General features: G+C 60.2%; 18 protein-coding genes. 1 reads left to right on the forward strand and 17 read right to left on the reverse strand.

Annotated features, from left to right (window positions below):
- The first annotated feature begins 17 nt into the window (after positions 1-17).
- A complete protein-coding gene (locus M2427_RS22060) occupies positions 18-1,100 on the forward strand; it encodes a diguanylate cyclase (protein ID WP_280708768.1) in 1,083 nt (360 codons plus the stop codon).
- Positions 1,101-1,212: 112 nt separating this feature from the next.
- On the opposite strand, the gene M2427_RS22065 is transcribed toward M2427_RS22060, so the two are convergent.
- From M2427_RS22065 to M2427_RS22145, 17 genes are all read right to left on the reverse strand, one after another.
- Positions 1,213-1,497 carry a hypothetical protein gene (locus tag M2427_RS22065; protein ID WP_280708769.1) on the reverse strand — a complete coding sequence of 95 codons (285 nt, stop codon included), beginning with the start codon at positions 1,495-1,497 and terminating at the stop codon, positions 1,213-1,215.
- Between the two features lie 74 nt (positions 1,498-1,571).
- Positions 1,572-2,630 carry an FUSC family protein gene (locus M2427_RS22070; RefSeq protein WP_280708771.1) on the reverse strand — a complete coding sequence of 353 codons (1,059 nt, stop codon included), beginning with the start codon at positions 2,628-2,630 and terminating at the stop codon, positions 1,572-1,574.
- A 208-nt stretch (positions 2,631-2,838) separates the two neighbouring features.
- Positions 2,839-3,642, reverse strand: coding sequence for an enoyl-CoA hydratase/isomerase family protein (locus M2427_RS22075; protein ID WP_280708773.1), 804 nt, complete (start codon positions 3,640-3,642; stop codon positions 2,839-2,841).
- Between the two features lie 586 nt (positions 3,643-4,228).
- The gene (locus M2427_RS22080) at positions 4,229-5,689 is read right to left on the reverse strand and encodes a carboxylesterase family protein (RefSeq protein WP_280708774.1); all 1,461 of its coding nucleotides are present in this window, start codon (positions 5,687-5,689) and stop codon (positions 4,229-4,231) included.
- 141 nt (positions 5,690-5,830) lie between these two features.
- Positions 5,831-6,826 carry an acyl-CoA dehydrogenase gene (locus M2427_RS22085; RefSeq protein ID WP_280708775.1) on the reverse strand — a complete coding sequence of 332 codons (996 nt, stop codon included), beginning with the start codon at positions 6,824-6,826 and terminating at the stop codon, positions 5,831-5,833.
- Positions 6,827-6,835: 9 nt separating this feature from the next.
- The gene (locus M2427_RS22090) at positions 6,836-7,978 is read right to left on the reverse strand and encodes an acyl-CoA dehydrogenase family protein (protein ID WP_280708776.1); all 1,143 of its coding nucleotides are present in this window, start codon (positions 7,976-7,978) and stop codon (positions 6,836-6,838) included.
- 110 nt (positions 7,979-8,088) lie between these two features.
- Positions 8,089-8,490, reverse strand: coding sequence for a hypothetical protein (locus M2427_RS22095; RefSeq protein WP_280708777.1), 402 nt, complete (start codon positions 8,488-8,490; stop codon positions 8,089-8,091).
- 47 nt (positions 8,491-8,537) lie between these two features.
- The gene (locus M2427_RS22100) at positions 8,538-9,704 is read right to left on the reverse strand and encodes a CoA transferase (RefSeq protein WP_280708778.1); all 1,167 of its coding nucleotides are present in this window, start codon (positions 9,702-9,704) and stop codon (positions 8,538-8,540) included.
- A 169-nt stretch (positions 9,705-9,873) separates the two neighbouring features.
- Positions 9,874-11,124, reverse strand: coding sequence for a M20/M25/M40 family metallo-hydrolase (locus tag M2427_RS22105; protein ID WP_280708780.1), 1,251 nt, complete (start codon positions 11,122-11,124; stop codon positions 9,874-9,876).
- A 414-nt stretch (positions 11,125-11,538) separates the two neighbouring features.
- Positions 11,539-12,756, reverse strand: coding sequence for an ABC transporter substrate-binding protein (locus M2427_RS22110; RefSeq protein WP_280708781.1), 1,218 nt, complete (start codon positions 12,754-12,756; stop codon positions 11,539-11,541).
- 60 nt (positions 12,757-12,816) lie between these two features.
- The gene (locus M2427_RS22115) at positions 12,817-13,584 is read right to left on the reverse strand and encodes an enoyl-CoA hydratase-related protein (protein ID WP_280708783.1); all 768 of its coding nucleotides are present in this window, start codon (positions 13,582-13,584) and stop codon (positions 12,817-12,819) included.
- A gap of 81 nt (positions 13,585-13,665) precedes the next feature.
- Positions 13,666-14,535, reverse strand: coding sequence for an SDR family oxidoreductase (locus M2427_RS22120; RefSeq protein ID WP_280708784.1), 870 nt, complete (start codon positions 14,533-14,535; stop codon positions 13,666-13,668).
- Positions 14,536-14,552: 17 nt separating this feature from the next.
- The gene (locus tag M2427_RS22125; RefSeq protein WP_280708785.1) at positions 14,553-15,569 is read right to left on the reverse strand and encodes a nitronate monooxygenase; all 1,017 of its coding nucleotides are present in this window, start codon (positions 15,567-15,569) and stop codon (positions 14,553-14,555) included.
- A 13-nt stretch (positions 15,570-15,582) separates the two neighbouring features.
- The gene (locus tag M2427_RS22130; RefSeq protein ID WP_280708787.1) at positions 15,583-16,725 is read right to left on the reverse strand and encodes a thiolase family protein; all 1,143 of its coding nucleotides are present in this window, start codon (positions 16,723-16,725) and stop codon (positions 15,583-15,585) included.
- A gap of 406 nt (positions 16,726-17,131) precedes the next feature.
- Complete coding sequence (locus tag M2427_RS22135; RefSeq protein ID WP_280708789.1) at positions 17,132-17,911, reverse strand: enoyl-CoA hydratase/isomerase family protein; 780 nt, start codon at positions 17,909-17,911, stop codon at positions 17,132-17,134.
- Positions 17,912-17,928: 17 nt separating this feature from the next.
- A complete protein-coding gene (locus M2427_RS22140; protein ID WP_280708791.1) occupies positions 17,929-19,140 on the reverse strand; it encodes a CoA transferase in 1,212 nt (403 codons plus the stop codon).
- A complete protein-coding gene (locus M2427_RS22145; RefSeq protein WP_280708792.1) occupies positions 19,140-20,342 on the reverse strand; it encodes a CoA transferase in 1,203 nt (400 codons plus the stop codon). Before M2427_RS22145 ends, M2427_RS22140 begins: the two co-directional genes overlap by 1 nt.
- Between the last annotated feature and the right edge of the window lie 23 nt (positions 20,343-20,365).

Raw genomic sequence — 20,365 nt, forward strand, 5'->3', positions numbered from 1 at the left:
GATGGAGAGGCCATGCGATGTTGCCAAAGTTGAGGTTCATTGATCCGACATTGCCGGATAGCGTAACACGGCGGCTCGAATCGATGCTGCACGCGGAGCAGCTGTCTCACGTCATATACGCGGTCGGTCTCGGCGCAATGGCAGCGGCAATCTGGCTGCGCACGGGCGACGTCGGAGTGACATCAGTCGCAGCGGCCCTCTTCATCTTGAGCATATTGCGGATCGGCTACGTCCGACTATACGCGTCGTCTCCGTCGTTTCTGCCAGTCCTGCTGGCCCAAGGCGTCGTCTTTGCGTCCTTGTTTACGCTCCTCGTGATACGAGCATTATCAGGAGGCGACTCTATTGCCATAGCGTCCGCCGTACTTTCAGCGTCAGCATACTTGTCGACCCTCTCCTTCAAGGCTGCGGGAATTCCGATCCTCGCGATCGCGGAAGTTTCCGTGCTCTTCGCGCCGCTCGTCGTTGCTGCAGCAGTGATGCAGGGGTCGGAACATTGGGCCATCGCAATCATGTTGACGTGCCATTGGATCGGAGCTCTTTACCTGGTTCAGGTGAGGCATGACCGCATCCGTTCCAAGCTACTCGCGCAGGAGCATATCGCTCGTGCGGCTCTCACCGACGGGCTAACCGGTCTCGCGAATCGCGTCGCATTCGACCACTCCCTCGCTGAGCGCCTGGCATCCGCGCCTGCGATCATCGCGATAATCGATCTCGACCGGTTCAAGCCGGTCAATGACACATACGGTCATGACGCCGGGGACGAGTTGCTGAAATCCGTGGCAACCCGGATCGTGACTGAGCTTGACCATCGGCACGTTGTGGCACGGCTCGGCGGCGACGAATTCGCCATTCTGTTCGATGCAAAGCTCGGAGCCGGAGACGCGACCAGGGATGCCGAGCGGATCGTGGGCGCCCTGCAAGTTCCGTTCGCGATCGCGGGCAAAAACGTCACGATCGGTGCAAGCATCGGCATGGCTGCCGCAATTGATGGAGACGACGTGCGCGCTCTCAAACGACGCGCCGACGATCGTCTCTACGATGCTAAGCGCGGAGGACGCGGACGCGTTGCGTCCGAGATTTTCTCTGCTGCGGCGTAATTTCCATTCGCCCGATATGCAGGCGCTTGCGCGTTCTCGAGCGCGCCAAGCGACCAGTCATTCGGGAATGCTTTGTAGTGCTTGAAGAAAACGTCGCGGCCATAGTGCCCCATCACTTATAGACCCGCGCAAGATCGACTTCGGCATCCCTTTCGGCCACCTGACCGGGTATTCTGCTGCTCAGCAAGGGGCTTGGCGAACAGCCTGCGTTCCATCGCATAGCTGCGCGTGACGTCGCACGCTTGCGGCCGTTCTTACACATCGTGACCAGTGCGTAGCGTCCCCCGATACGGTGAAGTTCATGGATCGCCTTGACGGTGATTATCGCCCCCGTTGCGCCGACCGGATGCCCCAACGAGATACCGGATCCATTCGGGTTCACCTTGGCCTGATCCAAGTCCAATTCTCGGATCATCCTGCCCGACCCAAAGCGTGCTTCCTAACTTAGCGATAGCTCCATATCCACCATGCCTATGCGCTGGATCGCATAAGCTTAGGTGAGATAAGATTTGCTGCAATAACCAGAGCGGCTCCGATCAAGGTAGCTATCAGCCTATCCGCAAGGACGCTGCTGTCTGAATGACCTCCTCTATCAACTATCAATAGAATAAGGGGGGTCATCACTGCGGAATACAGCAGGTAGTTCCGGTTCTTGGTGATCGGCCGCAAAGCCCCCAGCGCGACGATTATCACGAGTACAACAAGTCCGACTCTTGCGAAGGTCATTATTAGTTCGGCGATAAGAACGCCGGCTACTGTTCCCAACGCGCGCTGCGTCACTCTGACCGGCAATACTTCAGTCTGGCGGCGGATTGTAAGGATCACCGTGAGCAGCACCCAATCCATACGGTGGCCAGGCCATACCCGAATGAGAACAATGCCCGCGCTCAAGCAAGCAGCCAAGCGAATGGGATAATCCCAAGCAGAGAGGCTTCTTAGTTTCTGGGATAGTCGGATCGTTGCAGGGATCGGAGCAGCCGCGGCATCAATCTCTAACGGTGTCGGGTCACTGCGAAGCGCGCGCAGCAGCAGTGGCCTCGCAAGTAGTTGTGCGAAGGTCGGCAAAAGCGCGCCGCCTAGCACAAGTACCAGAGTGCCGGTCCTTGATGAGGTGTTTTCCACGAGACCCGCAATTATCAACAACAGCGGATTGAATCGAGCTGCTGTCGTAGCCGCCGTCTTGCTTGCGCTGCCGATCGCAGCTGAGAGACTTATCAAGCCGACGAGTGCGATTTCCGTCGCGATCCCGTGCCCGGCGATCGCGATCGCGATAATCGACGACAGCAGAAGCGGCGCCAACGACTTTGCGCTGCTCTTGAGCTGTTCACGCAAGCTACCAAGGAGAGGAGTGCCCCTGTCAGCCAACATTGCGCCCAGTGCAACCGCATATCCAGCGTTTGCGTGCCCAACCTTAGCTGCGACCAAAAGCGGCGCGCCAATACAAACTGCTGAGACCGCGACGCTGACAGCGTTAATTCTTGTGCTGCGCGACCACTGAAGCGCTTCTCGTAAATGTCCCTGGTCAGCCATCGGGGTCAAGCTCGCGGCAGAGGGACTTGATGTCACCGCATATGCTCGACCGAGCATGTGCCGGCTCTGCTTGGACACTGGGTGAAAGTTCGTCAAAAAAGCGGTCTCGCCCGCCAGCGAGACCGCAGTTGACGCCCGGCCACCTGGAAGAGGAAGCACTCCACAAGTTCCAGGGCGCCCTAAAGCTCCGCGGCGCCGTTCCAGGGCTTCAGCGACCTTTGAAGTTCGGCACACGACGCTCTTCGGTCGCCTTGACGCCTTCGGCGAAATCCTCGGTGGCGCGCAGCCGCGTCTGCACCGCAAGCTCGTGATCGGTCGCGGCCTTGACGCGATCGGTGAGACCCTGGCGCATTGTCGCGCGGGTCGCGATATTGCCGAGCGGCGAGCATTCAGCGATTTCGGTGGCGAGCTTCAGCGCTTCCGCGCGCACCTGATCCTGCGGTACGAGCGCGCTGGCAAGCCCCATCTTGAAGGCGTCCTCGCCAGTGACGCGGCGGCTCGTGTAGAACATCAGCGCCGCGTTGGTCTTGCCGACCGCCTCAGGGAGCGTGACGGTCAGGCCGAAGCCCGGGTGAAAGCCGAGCCGAGTGAAATTCGCCGCGAAGCGCGCTTCGGGGCAGGTAACGCGGAAGTCTGCCGACAGCGCCAGCCCGAGCCCGCCGCCGATAGCCGCGCCATGGACGGCGGCAACGATCGGCTTCTTGTTGCCGAAGATCCGCGCTGCCTCGTGGTAGAGATGATTGATCGGCCCGAGGCTCTTCGCCGGGTCGCTCTTGGCCTTATCGTGCCCTTCCTTAGGCGCGGAATTGTTGAAGTTAGCGCCAGCGCAGAACGCCTTGCCCTGGGCAGCAAGCACAACCGCGCGCAGGTTCGGATCGTTGTCGATTTCATCGAGGGTGTCCGCGATCTGACGGATCAGCAGGATATCGAAGAAGTTCAGCGGCGGCCGGCGGATCTCAATGGTGGCAACGAGGCCGGTAATTTCAACAGCGATATCGCTGGTCGTGGTCATGTGATGGTTCCCTGCTGACGTTCAAGTCACTCGAAAAGTGTCTGGGTGTTTGATCGGCAAATTCATCGGCAGTTTCTCGAGCTGCTCTTGCTGCGACCGCTACGCTGACAGCGTTGACGATTGTGTCGTCCTTGGTCAGATGTTCGGATTTGTCTCACAGCATAGGAACGCGATTTCACTGCGAATGCTCGACTTGCTAACTGGCATTTTTGCCCGACGACGCCAGGGCAAAATATCGCCCAAAAATGCGGTCTCGCTTGTCGGCGAGACCGCAGTTGACACCTGGCCATCCGGGAGGAGGAAGCGCTCGAAATGAGCGCCCCAGGCAGACAAACGCTACCTCAATATTTGCTGATTGACTAGCAAACTTTTATTTTGTCTGCTCAGTTGTCCAAGGTTCCTTTGAGCACTTCGCTTTGTCCACGCAAAGAAGAGCAGATCCACCTGGTAGGCGCTTCGCGACCTCCTGCGCCGTCAAGCAGTCGTCCGGGATCTCCGCCTAGATCAGCGACGACCGGGAGCCATGATCTCATCCTCCTTGGAGCACCCGGTCGCCGCCAGAAAGCTCGTGACGCGCCGACGTTCGTCACGGTTCTACACTCTCGATCAAGTCGAGCCTGTCGACCAGGAACCGCTCGTGCGCGAATGCCTCAGCCCCGCCAAATTCCATGACGGTTTCGCTCGGCAGAAATTCCGGCCAATGTACGCCATTGGCAATGCCCGGGCGGGACTCTTTGGCGAATGATGTCCAGTACGAGATCATTGCGTCGCTGAGGTGTCGGTCCTCCTCGGACGGCCCCGGCAGTGTGTTGAAGAGATAGGGCAGTTCGCTCGCATGCGCCGCACCAGGGACAGAGCCACGCAGCGACGGGGGCACGTACGAAAAATAGTATAGGAACACCGCCTCTCCGGTACGCGCATGGAAGCGAGCCAACGCCCGATTTGGCTCGGTGACGCGAACATCGGTCGCAAGTCGCTCGGCAACATCTGCGTCAGAACTCGATATGTTGCCATACGCGCGCGCGACTTTGCTCCTGTCGCTCTCAAACAGCTTGAGCAGTTCGTCGGGCCTCGCTCTCACCTCGGGAAGTATGATGGCTTCCCAATCGGTCCCGCCCGCAATGTAGGGCACCTTCATCTGCCTCCCCGCGGCAAACGCGCTGAACGGGGACTCTCGGACAGTGATTCCATCGATGCAGACACCCGGCCGATCTGGATCACTCAAACCTCCGAAGCTTGACACGATTTGGGCCGCAGGCAGGGCTCGAAGCGATGCCGCAGCTTCGTCATCGGCCCCTTCTATGCCTTGGGCAACCGCAAAGCGTTGCGATGCGGCTTGGGCTGTGCCCTGGCCGTCGCCACCCACCCGACGCAGGGGAGACCGCGCGAAGCCCGACATCGAGATGGCTTTCTCGAAGAGGCCGGCAGCCACGGGCGCCGTCATCAACAGATTGACGAACGCGCCCCCCGCGGATTCCCCGAAAATTGTGACATTGCTGGGATCCCCGCCAAAGGCGTGAATATTCCGTCTTACCCATTTGAGCGCAGCAATCTGGTCAAGCAACCCAAAATTCGCGATCTGACCGTCAGGTGAGGTCGTTAGAATTGCCGGGTGCGCAAAGAAGCCAAACCGCGCAAGACGATAGTTAATGCTTACCAGAACGATACCGCGCCGAGCGAACGCGGCTCCATCATAGAACGGATCGGACGCGCTGCCCCACACGAAGCCGCCTCCGTGAATCCAAACCATGACCGGAGATTTGCCGTCGCCATGCGCTGGCGCCCAGATATTCAGGTATAGGCAATCCTCACTTTGCGGACCCAGATCAGGACCGATCACGAGGCGTTTGGGTACCGCCATCTGATGGCACGCAGGTCCAAAGCGAGTGGCATCGAGCTGCCCAGACCAGGCCGCGCAAGGTTGAGGTGCGCGCCAGCGATACTCTCCGAGAGGCGGCCGCGCATAGGGGATCCCCTTGAAGCTGGTCGCGTCGGCCGACGTCTCGCCGACCAGTTTCCCAGTTTCGACCTCAATCACCTTGCGCATCTAAGGGCGTCCGTTCTCTGTCAGAGTTGGCTCGTGCGGGCGGCTTGCTCACCTCGGCCCTGGTCGGGAGAGACTAGTTTTAGACGATCGCCCGCTGCACCGTTTGATCGGGCGATCCAACGTAACCAGCGCCCTTCCCCGTCAAGTTGTCCTCACGGTGGCCAACAGAAACTGCAGCGCACTTTGATCGGTCGAGAGGAGCTTCCGTGCGATTTTCTCATCCCAATGACGCTCTCCGTCGAAGTTCATCCGCCACTCAGTGAGGCGCCGGGTATGGAGCTGCAGCTCGCATTCTTCAGTAATGCCGATCGCACCGAACACCATGTGTCCAATTGCGTTGATCTCGGGTACCGCGCGACCCGCGCGTGATTTGGCCACCGCCGAGCGTATCGGATCGATGGCATGGCCGGAGAATGCTTGCTGAGCGGAAATTCTTACAGCGAAAACCTGTTCTGCAAGTACAGCGAGTTGTTGCTGGACGGCCTGGAATGCCGCTATCGGCTTAGCAAATTGAGTCCGATCATGGGCATACTGCAACGACAACTCCATGATTCTTCGAGCAGCGCCGGCGATCAGGGCGGCATAGATTGCTGCTCCAACAGATAGCCAGTCGTACTTCGGCAACGGCACGGCCTCGATCGGAACCATCGCCCACTCGACGTCTGCTAACATACTGCCGTGAATCCCCGAACCTGTGGTCCGGCCGTGCTGGCGGGGTAACAGGATCGCCCCGTCATCATGGATCGCAAGTACCCATTCAGAGACGAGAGCGAACGGCACGTCACGGCATATGAGAGCCCCGGACTCAAGCTTCGTGGCACGAGCCATCGTGATCGAGCCGGACGGAATGGCACCCCCACCCGCCGCCATTGCGCCGCGCGCGAAGATCGTCGTCCCTAACGGAAATGGTAGCGCATGCTTGCCGCAGATATAGATGAGTTCGCCTGCAGTTAGGAGGCTCACCCCGGCGCCGCCCTCACTCTCCGGAACTAGAGCATCGGCAAACCCGCTCTCTTCAATTTTCTTCCACGTGAAGGACGACGATTTTCCGGCCTCGATCGTCCGGACAGCCACAGTCGACAACTCGCTCGAAAGCCAATCGTCAAAAGTGCCAGTGATAAGCGTGTCGATCTCCATCGCCTCCCCCTAACGAAGCCCCAGACCACGTGCGATCATTCCACGAAGAATTTCTCGGGTGCCGCCCCGCAAAGAGAACGCTGGCGACATTTGCGAGAGGTAGGCCAACGTGCGCTTCAAAGCAGCCGGCGCGGCGGGTCGATCCGAGCCGAGAGCCTCCGCGATAAGCACGGGGATGGCCTGCTCAAACGATGTGCCGAGATCCTTGACGAGAGCTGCTTCGATGACGGGGCTTTGTCCAGCCGCAAGCCTGGCCGTCACTGCAATCGACAATGCGCGCAGGGTGGATAGATCTGCCACCATTCTTCCCAGCCGAGGCATATCTTCTGCCGTGGCATTCTCCCGCAACCACGCGATCCATCCATCCAAGAGAGCTATACTCGAATAAATTCGCTCGGGCCCCGATCGCTCAAAGGCAAGCTCAGCCGTTACCTGTGCCCATCCCTCTCCCTCCTTGCCGATCAGGGCGTCCGACGGAAGCATTACGTCAGTAAAGAACACCTCAGAAAAGTGCTCCGCACCAGTCAGATCTTTGATGGGACGAACTTGAACACCTGGCGCCTTGAGGTCGATAATGACCTGTGAGAGCCCTCGATGACGGTCGCCCGGCGCACCCGATGTCCTTACCAGCGCAATCATGTAATGACACCGGTGTGCGTAGGTAGTCCATATTTTCTGGCCGTTCAGCACCCAGCCGTCTTTGACAGCTTCGGCCCGCGTACGTACGCTCGCCAGGTCAGAACCCGAACCCGGCTCGCTCATCCCGATGCAAAAGAATGCCTCCGCCCGACATATCCGTGGAAGATAGTCTCGCTTCTGCTCGTCTGAGCCATAGCGCAGTATCAGCGGCCCGCTCTGCCGGTCGGCGATCCAATGTGCCGCTACTGGCGCGCCGGCACATAGCAACTCCTCAACAACGACAAATCGAGCAAAGGCGTCCAGCTCGGCGCCCCCATACGACTTCGGCAGAGTAAGGCCAACCCAACCGCGCTTGGCAAGCTTGCGGCTGAACTCGCCATCGAAGCCCTGCCAGCTATGGGCCCGGGCTTCCATCGTCATGCAGTTGACCGTGTCGTCAAGAAAAGACCGGACGTCGGCCCGGAGAGGTTCATAAATATCTGGAACAACGGTGTAGTCGAGCGGCTGGATCATGTCAGTCCTTCCAATCAATAGCCCGCTTCATCTCATGCCCGACATCGAAGTTCGCCGGCGCCTTCGGGTTCAAAACACTCGAAGTGAAGCGCGCTCCTTGGCGGCTATTTTCAAGGGACTATAAACGTTGCGCCATATCTGACTGTGCTCGCGTCGGCAGGGGTCAGTTCGATCGGCTGTCCGGGCGCGATCCGGATTTGCCCGTCGCCTTGCTTGCTCATGCCGAATTGCTGAACTGTGAGGCGGGACCGCTCGGCCAGCGCCGAGCGGATGCGGCCGGAGCCCTTGCCTTTGAATTTCAAAAGCTCATCCCGTTCGATGCCGAAAATGACCGGCTTGTCCGCACGCGTCAGATGGAAGAAGATGAACCGATTGGGTGATTGAACAATTTCGGTCCAGACGCAGACGATAGAGCCGACAAGCGCCCCTGCCGAGAGCGCGAGCGCTGCGGAGCGGTATGGTCTAGCCTTGATCAAGCTTGCAGAGCTCCTGAGCATGTTCACGGCGAGCATTGCATCTTCCTACCTTGTGACAATCGTTTTCCCGTTCGGAATTGATGTCAGGCCGTAGCGCGGCCAAGAACGCCGTCACGGGTGAGGCGTTCAACCTCAGGCGCGGAATAACCTACTTCCAGCAAGATGGCACCTCCGTCCTGCCCGAGGCACGGCGCCGGACGGCTCACCGCGGCTGGCGTCTTTGAAAAGCGAATCGGCGACGGGATGGATTTGTAGCTACCGACCACGGGGTGAACCAACGTTGGAAGCCGCTCCACCATCTCGTCGAGAGTCGTCATCTCGCCAACGGGAATATGACGGGTCCGGCAAAAATCCAGCCAGTAGCTGGTTGTCTGTGTGCGGATGACCTTCCTCAATTCTCCGTAGAGCAACGTCGCATTGGCTGCGATCTCCCGCTTCGTTCGGTTCGGATTGACCAACTCTACTCGACCGCCGGTCACGAACAGCGCATCGAAGGCCTCGGCCGTATAAGGCAGGACGTGTATCCAGCCATCCGCTGTCTGCTGCGGTCCGCGCTCCGAACTGAGCACACGCTCCCAACCCACCGGGCCCGCTGGAGGCCTGGCAATGCCACCCGCTCCGTGCTCAACGAGCATGAAAGCGGACATGACATCGATCATCGCAATCTCGAGGCGCTGCCCTTCTCTAGACTTTTCACGGTGGAGCAACCCGGCGAGAACGGCATTGACGATTGCCATGCCGCATATCTTGTCCGCCAATATCGTCGGCGCCAGTTCAGGGGCACGACCGGCTCTTCGGCTCAGGTCTGCTAACCCGCTCTCGGTTTGAATAATATCATCGTAGGCCGGATCATCGGCCCGCGGGCTTTCCGAGGGGAAACCGTGCACCTGGCAGAACACGATGTCAGGACGCACGCTGATGACGTCGTCATACGACAAGCCCAACCTGCGTAGGGGCGAGGGCCGCAGATTGGTGACCATTGCGTCGCAGGTTCGGGCGATCTCGAGAGCGGCGCGTCGCCCTTCCGCTTTCTTCAAGTCGAGGCAAACACTGCGCTTGTTGCGAAGAAGGTTCAGTGCAATTCCCGAAAGCTCCGGGTGCGGGCCCGCACCCATCCCCCGGTTTCCGCCGCCTTCGGGGGGTTCGATCGTGATGACATCGGCCCCAAAATCGCCCAGGATTTGCGTCGACAGCGGGCCCATTATGACGCTTGTCAGATCCAAAACCCGGAAGCCGCTAAGAGCGCCCATCAAAATATCCTCGCTAACTTCGTGAGACCATTCTTCGCAAAAAATCCTGGAGACTCATGGTGAGGAGCAGCCGCCTCACGGTGCGTCTCGGTCCGCGAAGCCCGAACCCATGCGCCACGCGATATGCGATAGACCCACTGCGAGCAGCGAATAGGTGAAGTTGCGGCATCTACCGCTTTCTTCCTTCCTCAATCAGCACACGCGTCATCAGATAGAGCCGCGGCACGATCGAGTCGGTGTCGATGAATTCATCACGGGCATGATAACCAAAGCCGGCGAGGCCGAAGCTCTCGACAACGACGGCCTTACCACTGCGATTGGCGTAGCCGGCGTCTGTCGCACCGCCCGCCATCTCGGCGATGTGGAGCTTGCGGCCGAGCTCCGCGTAGATTGTCTGCCCCTCCTTTGCGAGCGCGCGGCCACGCTCGCCGGCAACGAATGGCGGACGTCCCGGCACGATCGTCACCGTTGTCTCGGTGTCTGGCACGAGCTTGGTCTTGATTGTTTCATCGAGCGCAGCCTGGAGCCTGGCGAGGCCGTCGGGAACCGTGATGCGGATATCGGCGCCGGCCTCGGCATCCTCCGGAATCTGGTTACGCACGGTCCCGACCTTTGACGTCGTCCAGTTGAGCTGGGTGCCCGGGATGGATTTCGCGAGATCGCGCGTTTGCAGCAACTGGTGCGAAAGCTCGATCAGCGCGTTTCGGCCGCGGTCCGGCGCCGCGCCGGCATGCGCGGCGCGTCCCTTCACCTTCATCGTTCCGGTCGCGGTGCCGCTCGCACCCAGCAGCAGTGATTCGTTCTGCGCCGGCGGCGACGATAGTGTCGGCTCGCAGGAGAGCACCACGTCATGCTGTCCGGCAAGCTCTGAGATGAATTCACCCGAGCCGATCGAGCCCACCTCCTCGTCTGGATTAAATGAGACCGTCAGCGTGGCGTAGTCGCGCCAACCCGCGTCCTTCAGGATCTTGAGCGCGTGCATGATGACGGCTATGCCGCCTTTGTCGTCGGCAATGCCTGGCCCGAAAATCTTGGCACCATCGACATGGTAGGGCTGGCTCGAAAGAATGCCGCGCTGATAGACCGTGTCCAAGTGCGCTATCAGCATCAGCTTGCGCGTGCCGATGCCTGTGAACGTGCCCACCACGATATCGGCGCCGGCGCCGGCGGTTGTCTTCTGCCGCCGCGTGTCCGCCCCCAACGCCCTCAATCGTGCTTCCGTGAAATCGGCCATTTGCTTCAGGCCCTCGACGTCGCCGCTACCACTCTCGATCAACACCATGTCGTGGAGCGTCTCGATCAGCGGAGCCTTCTCTTGCTCGGCTGCTGCTTTTATTTTTTCGTCGACGGCCGCATGCGCAGTGGCGCTGCCGAGCCCAATCAGGAGCAAGGCAAGAGCCTGAGGAAGGCGGGATTTCATCGATCGTCCTTTCGCATCTCAATGACCGCAGCCGGTAGCCGCTGGACGGTGTGAGCAATACCCTGCTGCCTTACCCTCCCCTTAAAGCCGGCGGTCGGCTCGCAGCGAGTCGAGGGGTATGATCCTGGGGTGGGGTGAGGGTCTCTCTGTCTTGTATATTGCCCGAGTGGAGAGACCACCCACCCCGCTCGCGCTTCGCGCGAGCGCCCCTGCCCCCTCCAGAGGCCTGTCACGAGGCTCTGCCGTGATGGCATCGGCCCCGAAGTCACCCAGGATTCGCGTCGATAGCGGCTCCAAGATCGCGCACGTCAGGTCCAAAAATCCTGTAGCCTCGACAGCCCCCATCACTACCATCATTCAATTTCGCACCCTGCATATAGTTTGCTGACTGGAAGACAAGTTAATTTGCAGCAATCAATCAGAGGCCACCGGATCCCCCACCCGTTCGTACTGCTCTCCCTTGAAGCGCATCAGTTGATAGCGCTTGATCGGCACATAGTCGGTGGGGCTCGTGTTCATCGTAATACCGGGGATAAGAAGGGGCGTCGCGAAATCCTTCAGGCTCGTCGCTTCCTTGAGCACGTTCGCGCGCGTCAGGTCGTTGCCGCATTGGCGCAGAACATGTGCTACCGTATAGGCTATGGAATAGCCGGCAGCGAACATGCCGCTGGCAGCATCAGCAGTCGGAGCATAGCGACTGAGAAAGGCCCGATATTGTTTCATCCCCGGCTGATCGTCCCAGATCGGGTTTCCTGGATCCTGCGACGTCGCGAAAGCCAGTGCTCCCTGTGCCTTCTCGAAGCCGGCCGGCTTCAACGTTGCCGTCACCGACGCATTGCCTGCGCCGAGAAATATCTGCGGATGCCAATCCATCACGTAGAATTTCTGCAACGCCTGGCTTGCCATCCGAGGGATCGTATTCAGGACGACCACGTCCGCGCCCGAGACCTTCATCTGTACGAGTTGCGAGTCGATGGTAGGATCCGTCACGTTGTATGTCATCTCTGACACGATTTTCGGACCTGAAGCCCCCAAGCTCGCTCGGAGCGTTCCGAGCGTCGCTCTTCCTGCATCGTCATCCTGGTAGAGCACCGCAATCTTGGCCTGCGGCATCGAGCTCGCGAGATATTTTCCGGCGACCGCGCCCTCACGTTCAAAGGTCGATGCGTAAATCATCGTCCACGGATAATGCGCTGGATCGGCCAACTTGCTCGCTCCCGCCGCCAGAAACAGCTGTGGGACCTTCTTCGCGTTCATGTATTTCTGGATAGCAAGATTCCCTGGCGTTCCCATCGAGCCGGCAATCAGCAGCACTTCATCGCTTTCCACCAGCTTTCGCGCCGCCTCGACCGATTTAGGCGGACTATAGGCATCGTCGTAGTTGATAAACGTGACTTTTCGACCGTTGATCCCGCCGCTTTCGTTTAGCATCTTGAAATAGGCTGCCATCGCCGTCGCCAGCACGCCAAACGAGGACACGGGCCCGCTGAGCGGCCCGAACTGTCCGACACGGATTTCGCTATCGCTCGCCCCGGGATCATAGGAGGCGGCTCTCGCGAAGCGTGGCAACGCGGCAGCAAGGCTCGCTCCTGCTGAGCCGGCGATCATCTTCCTTCGAGTAAGCGTTCCCATTTCGGGCTCCCGTTTCTTCCACTTTGTCGTTCTTCGTCAGACGATTGCCTTTAGCGCGCGCTACTGACCCGTGAAGATCGCCGCGCGTCGCTCGCGAAAGGCGGCGATACCTTCGCGAAAATCGGCACATTGCAGGCTTTCAAGTTGTTCCCGATGGGCATCGCTGAGGGCCTCCTCGAAGTCACTGCTCATTGCTGCATGCAGCTGACGGCGCATCACCCGGAGCGAGCGAGGAGAGCTGCGCTTCACGAGTTCGCCGACTAGATGCTTCACCTGGTCAATAAAGCCGTCCGCCGGCAGCATCCGCGCCAGTCCCATGGCTGCAGCCTCATCCGCAGCGACCTTGCGTCCGGAATACAGGAGATCAGCGGCGTTTTGCTGGCCGATCAGCCGTGGCAGCAGCCACGCCGAGCCGTGCTCCGCAATGAGGCCGCGCTGAGCAAATGCGGTACTGATGCTCCCGTCGCTCGCGATGTAGCGCAGATCGCAATACAACGTGAGAGACAGGCCTACTCCGGCCGCGGGTCCATTTATCGCGGCGACCAATGGCTTGGTTGCACGCCAGAGGAATATAAACCGATCCGGTCCAGGTCGCGGCGGAGCATCTGCTGGCCGAGGTGCCTGCAAGTCAGCGCCCGAGCAAAACCCCCGCCCAACGCCGGTGAAGGCGATCGCCCTGACGGAAGGATCCCGCTCTGCGCGCGCGACGGCATCCGCCACTTCCTTCTCCATCACCGGCGTCCAGGCATTCAATCGATCGGGACGATTGAAGCTTATGATCGCGAGCGACTCCTGAATATCAAACAGGATCTGTTCGTACGTACTCATGCGGAGGCTCTCAATGCAACGAAGGCCTGGTCCGGCCAATACGACCTGGAAATTGGGAAGCGGGCATTTGCGACGCCCAACCTAGCCGCTCTTCTTCTGATCAGGCATGGCTGCACGCTGCCGATCCCAATCGTCGTCGCTCCATTGTAGCATTTGCATCGCGCCGCCTCTCGATCCGCCGAGATATCGAGAACCGCCATCGATGATGATCGTCTCGCCAGTGATATAGGACGCAAGATCGGAGACCAGGAAAGCACAGAGGTTGGCAAGCTCGCTATGTTTACCGGGCCTTCGCAGTGGAATCCCGCTATGGTCTGGCGCAGTGCTCGTCGCCGGCCGAAGTCGTGACGTCGCGCCTTCTGTCGGGAAACTGCCCGGAGCGACTGCAACCAGCCGGATGTTTTTAGGGCCCCATTCCACGGCGAGGCTCTTGGTCATCGCTTCCACACCCGCTTTGGCCATGGCCGACGGAACGGTGAAGGGCGCACCCATCAGGGCCGAGAGTGTCAGAATGCTGAGGACCACACCGGGCTTTTCGGCCTCGATCCATCGGCGTCCCGCAGCGACGGTGCAGTAGGCACCCCCATGCAGACAGATCCCAAGGATTGAGTCGATCGCCCGTGCAGACAATCGATGGGTTTGCGCGACGAAATTCCCCGCCGCATTGTTAACAAGCACGTCGATCGGCCCGCGGCTCCAGATGGAGTCGAACATTTCCTCCACTTGTTCGCTCGAGCGCACGTCACAGGACAAAATCTGGACCGAACGGCCGAATTGTTTCTCAAATTCAGACGCCGTATCCTCCAGCACCCGCATTCGCCGACCGCAGATCACGAGATCGGCGCCGAGCTCCATGAAACGCTGCCCCATGCTCTTGCCGAGCCCGGTGCCACCGCCCGTTATCAGAACACGTTTGCCTTGTAATAGGTTGCTCGCGAGACCTGTTGTCATGACCGGGACCGTCCTGTTCAGTGTGACACTGGCTGCTTGAACAATTCGTTGGTCTCGCTCACGACACGGGCATAGTCGTCAGCAATCCGCTCGACGATTTGGGCGACCGGCATCACGCGGTCCACGCCGGAAACCGAATGGCCCGCACTCCAGAGATCGACCCAACGCTTCGGCCGCCCACTGTCGGATAGGCCGGCGCCGCCGCCATACTCCGCCTTGGCCTTCTCCTCACTGACCTGCTCATCGAGCCGCTCTGGATCGAGCCCTGCGGCCACGAGTGAGGGCCGCAGCATACTGACTTGCAGACCCGGCCCGGTCAGCGCGCGTGTCAGCAGGACATCGTCCAGCGTGGATTGGACCACCATGTCCTTGTAGGCGGGCTTGGCCATGCTCTCCTCACTGGCGATGAACCTCGTTCCCATATAGGCGAGATCGCATCCGAGGACGCGAGCGGCATGCAAGGTTCGCGCGTCCGAGATGCCGCCCGCCAAGACGATCGGTCCATCGAAGAACTGTCGGACAGCCTGCACGAAGGCGAACGGATTTGCCCAGCCGGTGTTACCGCCCGCGCCCGCTGTGAGCAGCACAAGACCATCCGCGCCTGCCTTAACAGCCTTTTCGGCGTGACGGATCGATGCCACGTCGGAAAGTACGAGGCAGCCAATATCGTGAAGAGGTCCCAAGACTGGCTCCGGCGATCCAACGCTTGTGATCACCATCTCGACGCCGTGACGGACGAGAACGGCGAGGTCGTTCTTCAAGTTTGCGCGGCGAATGATCAAGTTGGGACAATAGGGGGCGAAGGCTTTCGGATTGTCGCCCAAACTTGCCTTGATGCGTCTCAACCACTCGTCGAGGGCTTCCGGAGAGCCGGCGTTTGCCGTTGGGAAAGCCCCGACGATGCCGGCCCTGCATGCAGCTGATACCAGCTCCGGACCCGACACGCGCATCATGGGAGCGGAGATAATTGGCAGCCGCAACCTGTCGGTCAATCGGGTGTCCAGACGACGATACTGCAAGGATGTGTGCAACATGTTCCTTATCCAATCAGGGACGTGCCAGGATGTGGCCGTAGCAAACGGCACCCACGCCAACCATGTGAGCGAGACCAACCTTTGCATTCTTGTGCTGCCGCGCGCCTGCTTCTCCGCGAAGCTGCATGGCGATCTCTCCGATCTGTCCGACACCGGTCGGTCCGATCGGATGTCCAAAAGATATCAGGCCTCCCGATGGGCTGACGGCGCAGCGCCCACCGATGTCAAACTCTCCATCCTTGAGCCGGGGGATAAACTGGCCTTCCGGACAAATGCCGGTCGCTTCGGCATAGTGCAGCTCTTCGATCGTAAAGGCATCATGCAACTCGATGATGTCGAGATCGGTCGGAGCGAGCCGCGCCTCTTCGAGCACGGAGGCCACGACCACCTGCGTCAATTCCTTGTCCGCACGAGCCGCGCCCGCACGTTCACTGGCCGCAGCCGATGCCGCCACACGGATCACCCGTGAGGCGTCGACCCCAAGCCGCTTGATCGCGTCCTCAGACGCAACGATCGCCGCCGCCGCGCCCTCACCGACCGGCGTACACTGCAGCGAGGTCAGCGTTCCCGAGACTTTCTTGCCATCCAGCACTTCCGCAAGCGTCCTCGCCTGCTGCCGCTGCGCGTTTGGATTGAGCGCGCCGTTGCGATGATTCTTGACCGCGACCAAGGCAATGTCCTCGGCAGCGATGCCGTTCTGATGCGCGTATTCGTTGGTCAAGAGGGCAAACCTCGTGAACGGCACGATTGCATCGTCCGCCAAACCGCGGATGCCGGTCTGGGGTCGGGGCCCGGGGACCGCGGGCGGCTTGTCGACGCCGACGGTCAGGACGACATCGCTTATCCCTGCGGCCACTTCGATGCAGGCCTGCCGAAAGGCCGCAGAGCCGGATGCGGAGGCATTTTCGACGTGCATGAGCGGCCGGCCCAGGGCGCCGAGATGCCGCAGCATCGGACGGCCCGCGGCCATTCCAAGCCGGGCGGTGGCGACATAGCTGGACTCGACGCTCGACCACTCGATCTTCGCATCGCTGAGAGCGTCTCGAACGGCCTTCAATCCGAGTTCGACGTATGACGTCTCGCTACGCGATTGGTAGCGGTGCCAACCAACACCGATAACGTACACGGGTCGCAACTCTGAGATCCGCTTGGCCATATCAAACTCCCCCAACCTTGGTAAACCCGACATCCAAGCGTCCATCTGGATCCGAGGGATCGGGCTTGAACATGCAGGCCTCAACGGCCTCACCCACGTCCGGCGTATCCGCCGGCACTCCGGCCAGTAGAGCCCGAACGGTAGGCCCTTCGGTGAGTATAACTTCCGCGACAGCAAACGGCGGCGGGCGCTTCGGGTCCGCGTGGATGTAGACAATTGCCTTGGACACGACCTCTCCGCGTCCGGACAGCTCGAACGGCTTCAATTTTGGACCAGAGCGACCGCAGCGTTCGCAGCCATAATTCTGCATCGGGAAAAAGACGTACCCGCATTCGCAACGCCCTCCGAGCAGCGGAAGCTTATGCGTAGGCGGCTGGGAGGATTTCTGGGTCATTCAGTCGGACCTTCAGTTCTGCTTCGAGAAAATGTTGGCATATGTGCTGCTGCGCTCGGCAGCTTCCCGACGCGCCTCCGCCATCTCCTCAGGCGTCGCCATGCGGCTGATCAGGGACCGTTCGAGCTCGAGCGCGCTCGCGAGATCGATCTGAAGCGTTCGGTTCAAGATTTGCTTGGCCGTCCTCATGGCGTACGGCGCTCGTGAGCAGAGCACATCGGCAAGCTCGAACACCTTGGGCATCAGGTCGGCATCGTCGAACACCTCGTCGACAAGCCCGATACGTTTGGCCTCGTCCGATTCCACGGGTTCACCGAACATGATCAGCCGCTTCGCATTCGACAGACCAATCAGCCTGGGTGCCCGCGCCGTGCCCCCACCTGCAGGCAATGCGCCAAACCTGATTTCCGTGAGCCCGATCTTGGCCGATCGCGCGAGGAAGCGAAAATCGCACGACAAGGCGATCTCGCATCCGCCGCCCATGCAGGCGCCGTTGATTGCCGCAATGACCGGTTTCGGCACCCAATCGAGCGAAAGCGCGGGTCCAGGCAACGCGACCGGCCGGGGCGCGCCCGGCTTGCGGCTCGGATCCCTGAGGTCGGCGCCGCCGCAGAAATGTTTCCCCGCGCCGGTTATCACCAGAACCCGGACTTCCGGATCATTCGCAGCCGAAAGTGCGCCGGCCTGCAGCTTCGAAATCAGCGCGCCGTTGATCGTGTTCGCGCGATCCGGACGGTTCAGCGTCAGAACAGCAATTTGATGCCGCTTCTCCAGGAGAACTTCTTCAGTCACGTTTCACCTCGCCTCGATCAACCCAGGATTCCATCAGTCTTCAGCTTGGCTATGTCGCCGTCCGACAGGCCGCAAATCGATGTTAAAATGTCGTCGGCGGCATCGCCGATGCACGGGCCTGGTCTCGGCGGCATATGCGGCGTCACCGTCAACCGGAACTGAGGTCCGGTCACGATGAACTCACCAATGACTGGATCAACGACAGTATTGTAGTGATGATGGTGCTTGAGATCGGGATCCTCAGCGAGGTCGGTCGCACTACACACCACATGCGCCGGAATCTGCAGCGCCTGCAGGCGGCCCTCAAGCTGATGCGGTTCCTGCGATTGTGTCCACTTGCCGATGGCCGTCTCGATATCTTGACGATACCGGAGCCGGCCGACGAGCGAATCGAAGTTCGGGTTCAACAAGGAAGCGCCGACAGCCTTCTTGAGCGCGAGCCAGGACGTATTGTCAGATGCGTCGATGGCAATCCAGCGGTCAGTTCCCCTGCACGGGAAAACGCCCGAAGGGCATCGCAATGTGCTGCCGGCATGCCCCCGCCTCTCCAGCGACCGACCATGCGCCGAGCCGGCTGCAAACGCCGGCAACAGAAATTGCAGGCCGCATTCGGCCTGCGCCACGTCAATATAGCAGCCCGTTCCGGTGGTTTTTCGCCTGTGCAAGGCGGCCAATATGGAAGACACGACGAAACGGGGCGCAACGGAATCGGTCCAAGGTCCGGATGGTCCGGTCGGCTTTCGGTCAGGCCAACCTAGCAGCGCTGTTGCTCCGGAAAATGCAGAGCCCGTGATTCCGGTCCCGCTCGTTCCCAATCCGTAGGGCCCGGTCCGACCAAGGATACCCGTCGATACCATGATCAGGCGCGGGTTGATCGCACTGAGCTCCCGATACGAATATCCCATCCGATCGATCATCCCCGGCGAGAAGCTCTCGATCAGGACGTCGGCCCATTTGACAAGCTTGTGCACAACTTCCTTGCCAGCAGCGCCGCGGATGTCCATCGCGAGGCTTCGCTTGCCGGCATTGATCATGTGGTACACGACAGATCGTTCCGGCCCCCGCTTGCCATCCTTGAACGGAGCCATCGAACGCAATGGGTCCTTCCGCCGACCACTCTCTAACTTGATGGTGTCGGCCCCCAGATCCGTGAGATACCTTGCGCTGATCGGTCCGACCATCAGCCAGCCAAGATCGAGAACGCGAAGACCTTCGAGAGGCGCGGCCATCAAATGACTCCATGCACGAAAAGGGCCTGTACTTCTGTTTGTGAAAGCCCGATCCATTCATTGAAGATTTCGCTCGTATGCTGCGACAACAGGGGCGCGGGATAGCGCAAATCCATCGAATAATCGGAGAACTGGGCGAACCGCAGCGGAACGAGGATCTCACGTCCATCGCCCTGAATGGTCGTCAAAGCGAACAGGCCACGTTCAAGGAATTGCTCGAACGAACCGATGTCCGTCATCGTATTGACGGGAGCGGCCATGAAGTTACGGGCGTGAGCAATCTCCAAAAGCTCCGCTTTGGTCCTGGTCTCGCAAGCTTTCGCAACGGCCGCCACCAAATCATCTGGGACTGTGGCCGGGATCGCGCCGGACTCGAGTGACGCGTCGAGACGCGACCATTCGATTTCCGCAAGGTCGCGAGGGAATAATCCTAGTTCGGCAACCCAATCGGCCAACCCCTTGGCTAGATGCGAAAGCGAGGGATTGAGAGAGACCGAAATCAACATGAAGCCGTCGCGGCATTCATAGATGCTTGGAATACGCCGGGTCGCTCGATCGCCCCGCGTTGGAACGCGATCTCCCGAGCTGCCAGCAACCGCTTGTCCTAAGGCGCCCAGCTGTGCCGCTATCCTGGTCGTGACTTCTGCCGATTGCGACACGCCGGTGCGATCGCGCGCACTTAAGGCCGCGAGCGCAGCAACCGCAGTTTCGGCGCCCGCCTCCATCATGGCTTGCGGGACAGGAAAAAACTGTGGAGCACGGTCGGGATCCCCAGACAGCGTCGCCGCACCACTCGCGGCCATCACAACCAGGTCCGTCGCGCGGTAGTGCGCTTTAGGACCGCCTCGTGAGAAGGCGGCAATCGGGCAATAGATGACCCTCTCCTGGAGAAGAGGCTTGACCGATGCGCCACCTTCCGCCTCGATGACAATGTCGGCGCGCTCGGCCAGCGAACGAAAGATCTCACGGCCATCGTGGGAGTCCAAATCAAGCGTGACGGCCTTCTTGTTACGATTGAGCCCAAGCCACGTCATGCTTCGTTCAAGCCCCGGTACCCCATCCAGGAAGGGCTCAATCCGTCTGCCAGCACCCCCGGCCGGAGGCTCGATTGTGACAACCTCCGCGCCGAGATCGCCGAGTATTTGGCCGGCGAGCATTGTCTCCGGCGCAGATATTTCCAGAACCCGAACATCCTGCAACATCGTTCAATTCCATCTCTCAGCCC

Source organism: Bradyrhizobium sp. BR13661, assembly GCF_029892425.1.
Classification (GTDB): domain Bacteria; phylum Pseudomonadota; class Alphaproteobacteria; order Rhizobiales; family Xanthobacteraceae; genus Bradyrhizobium.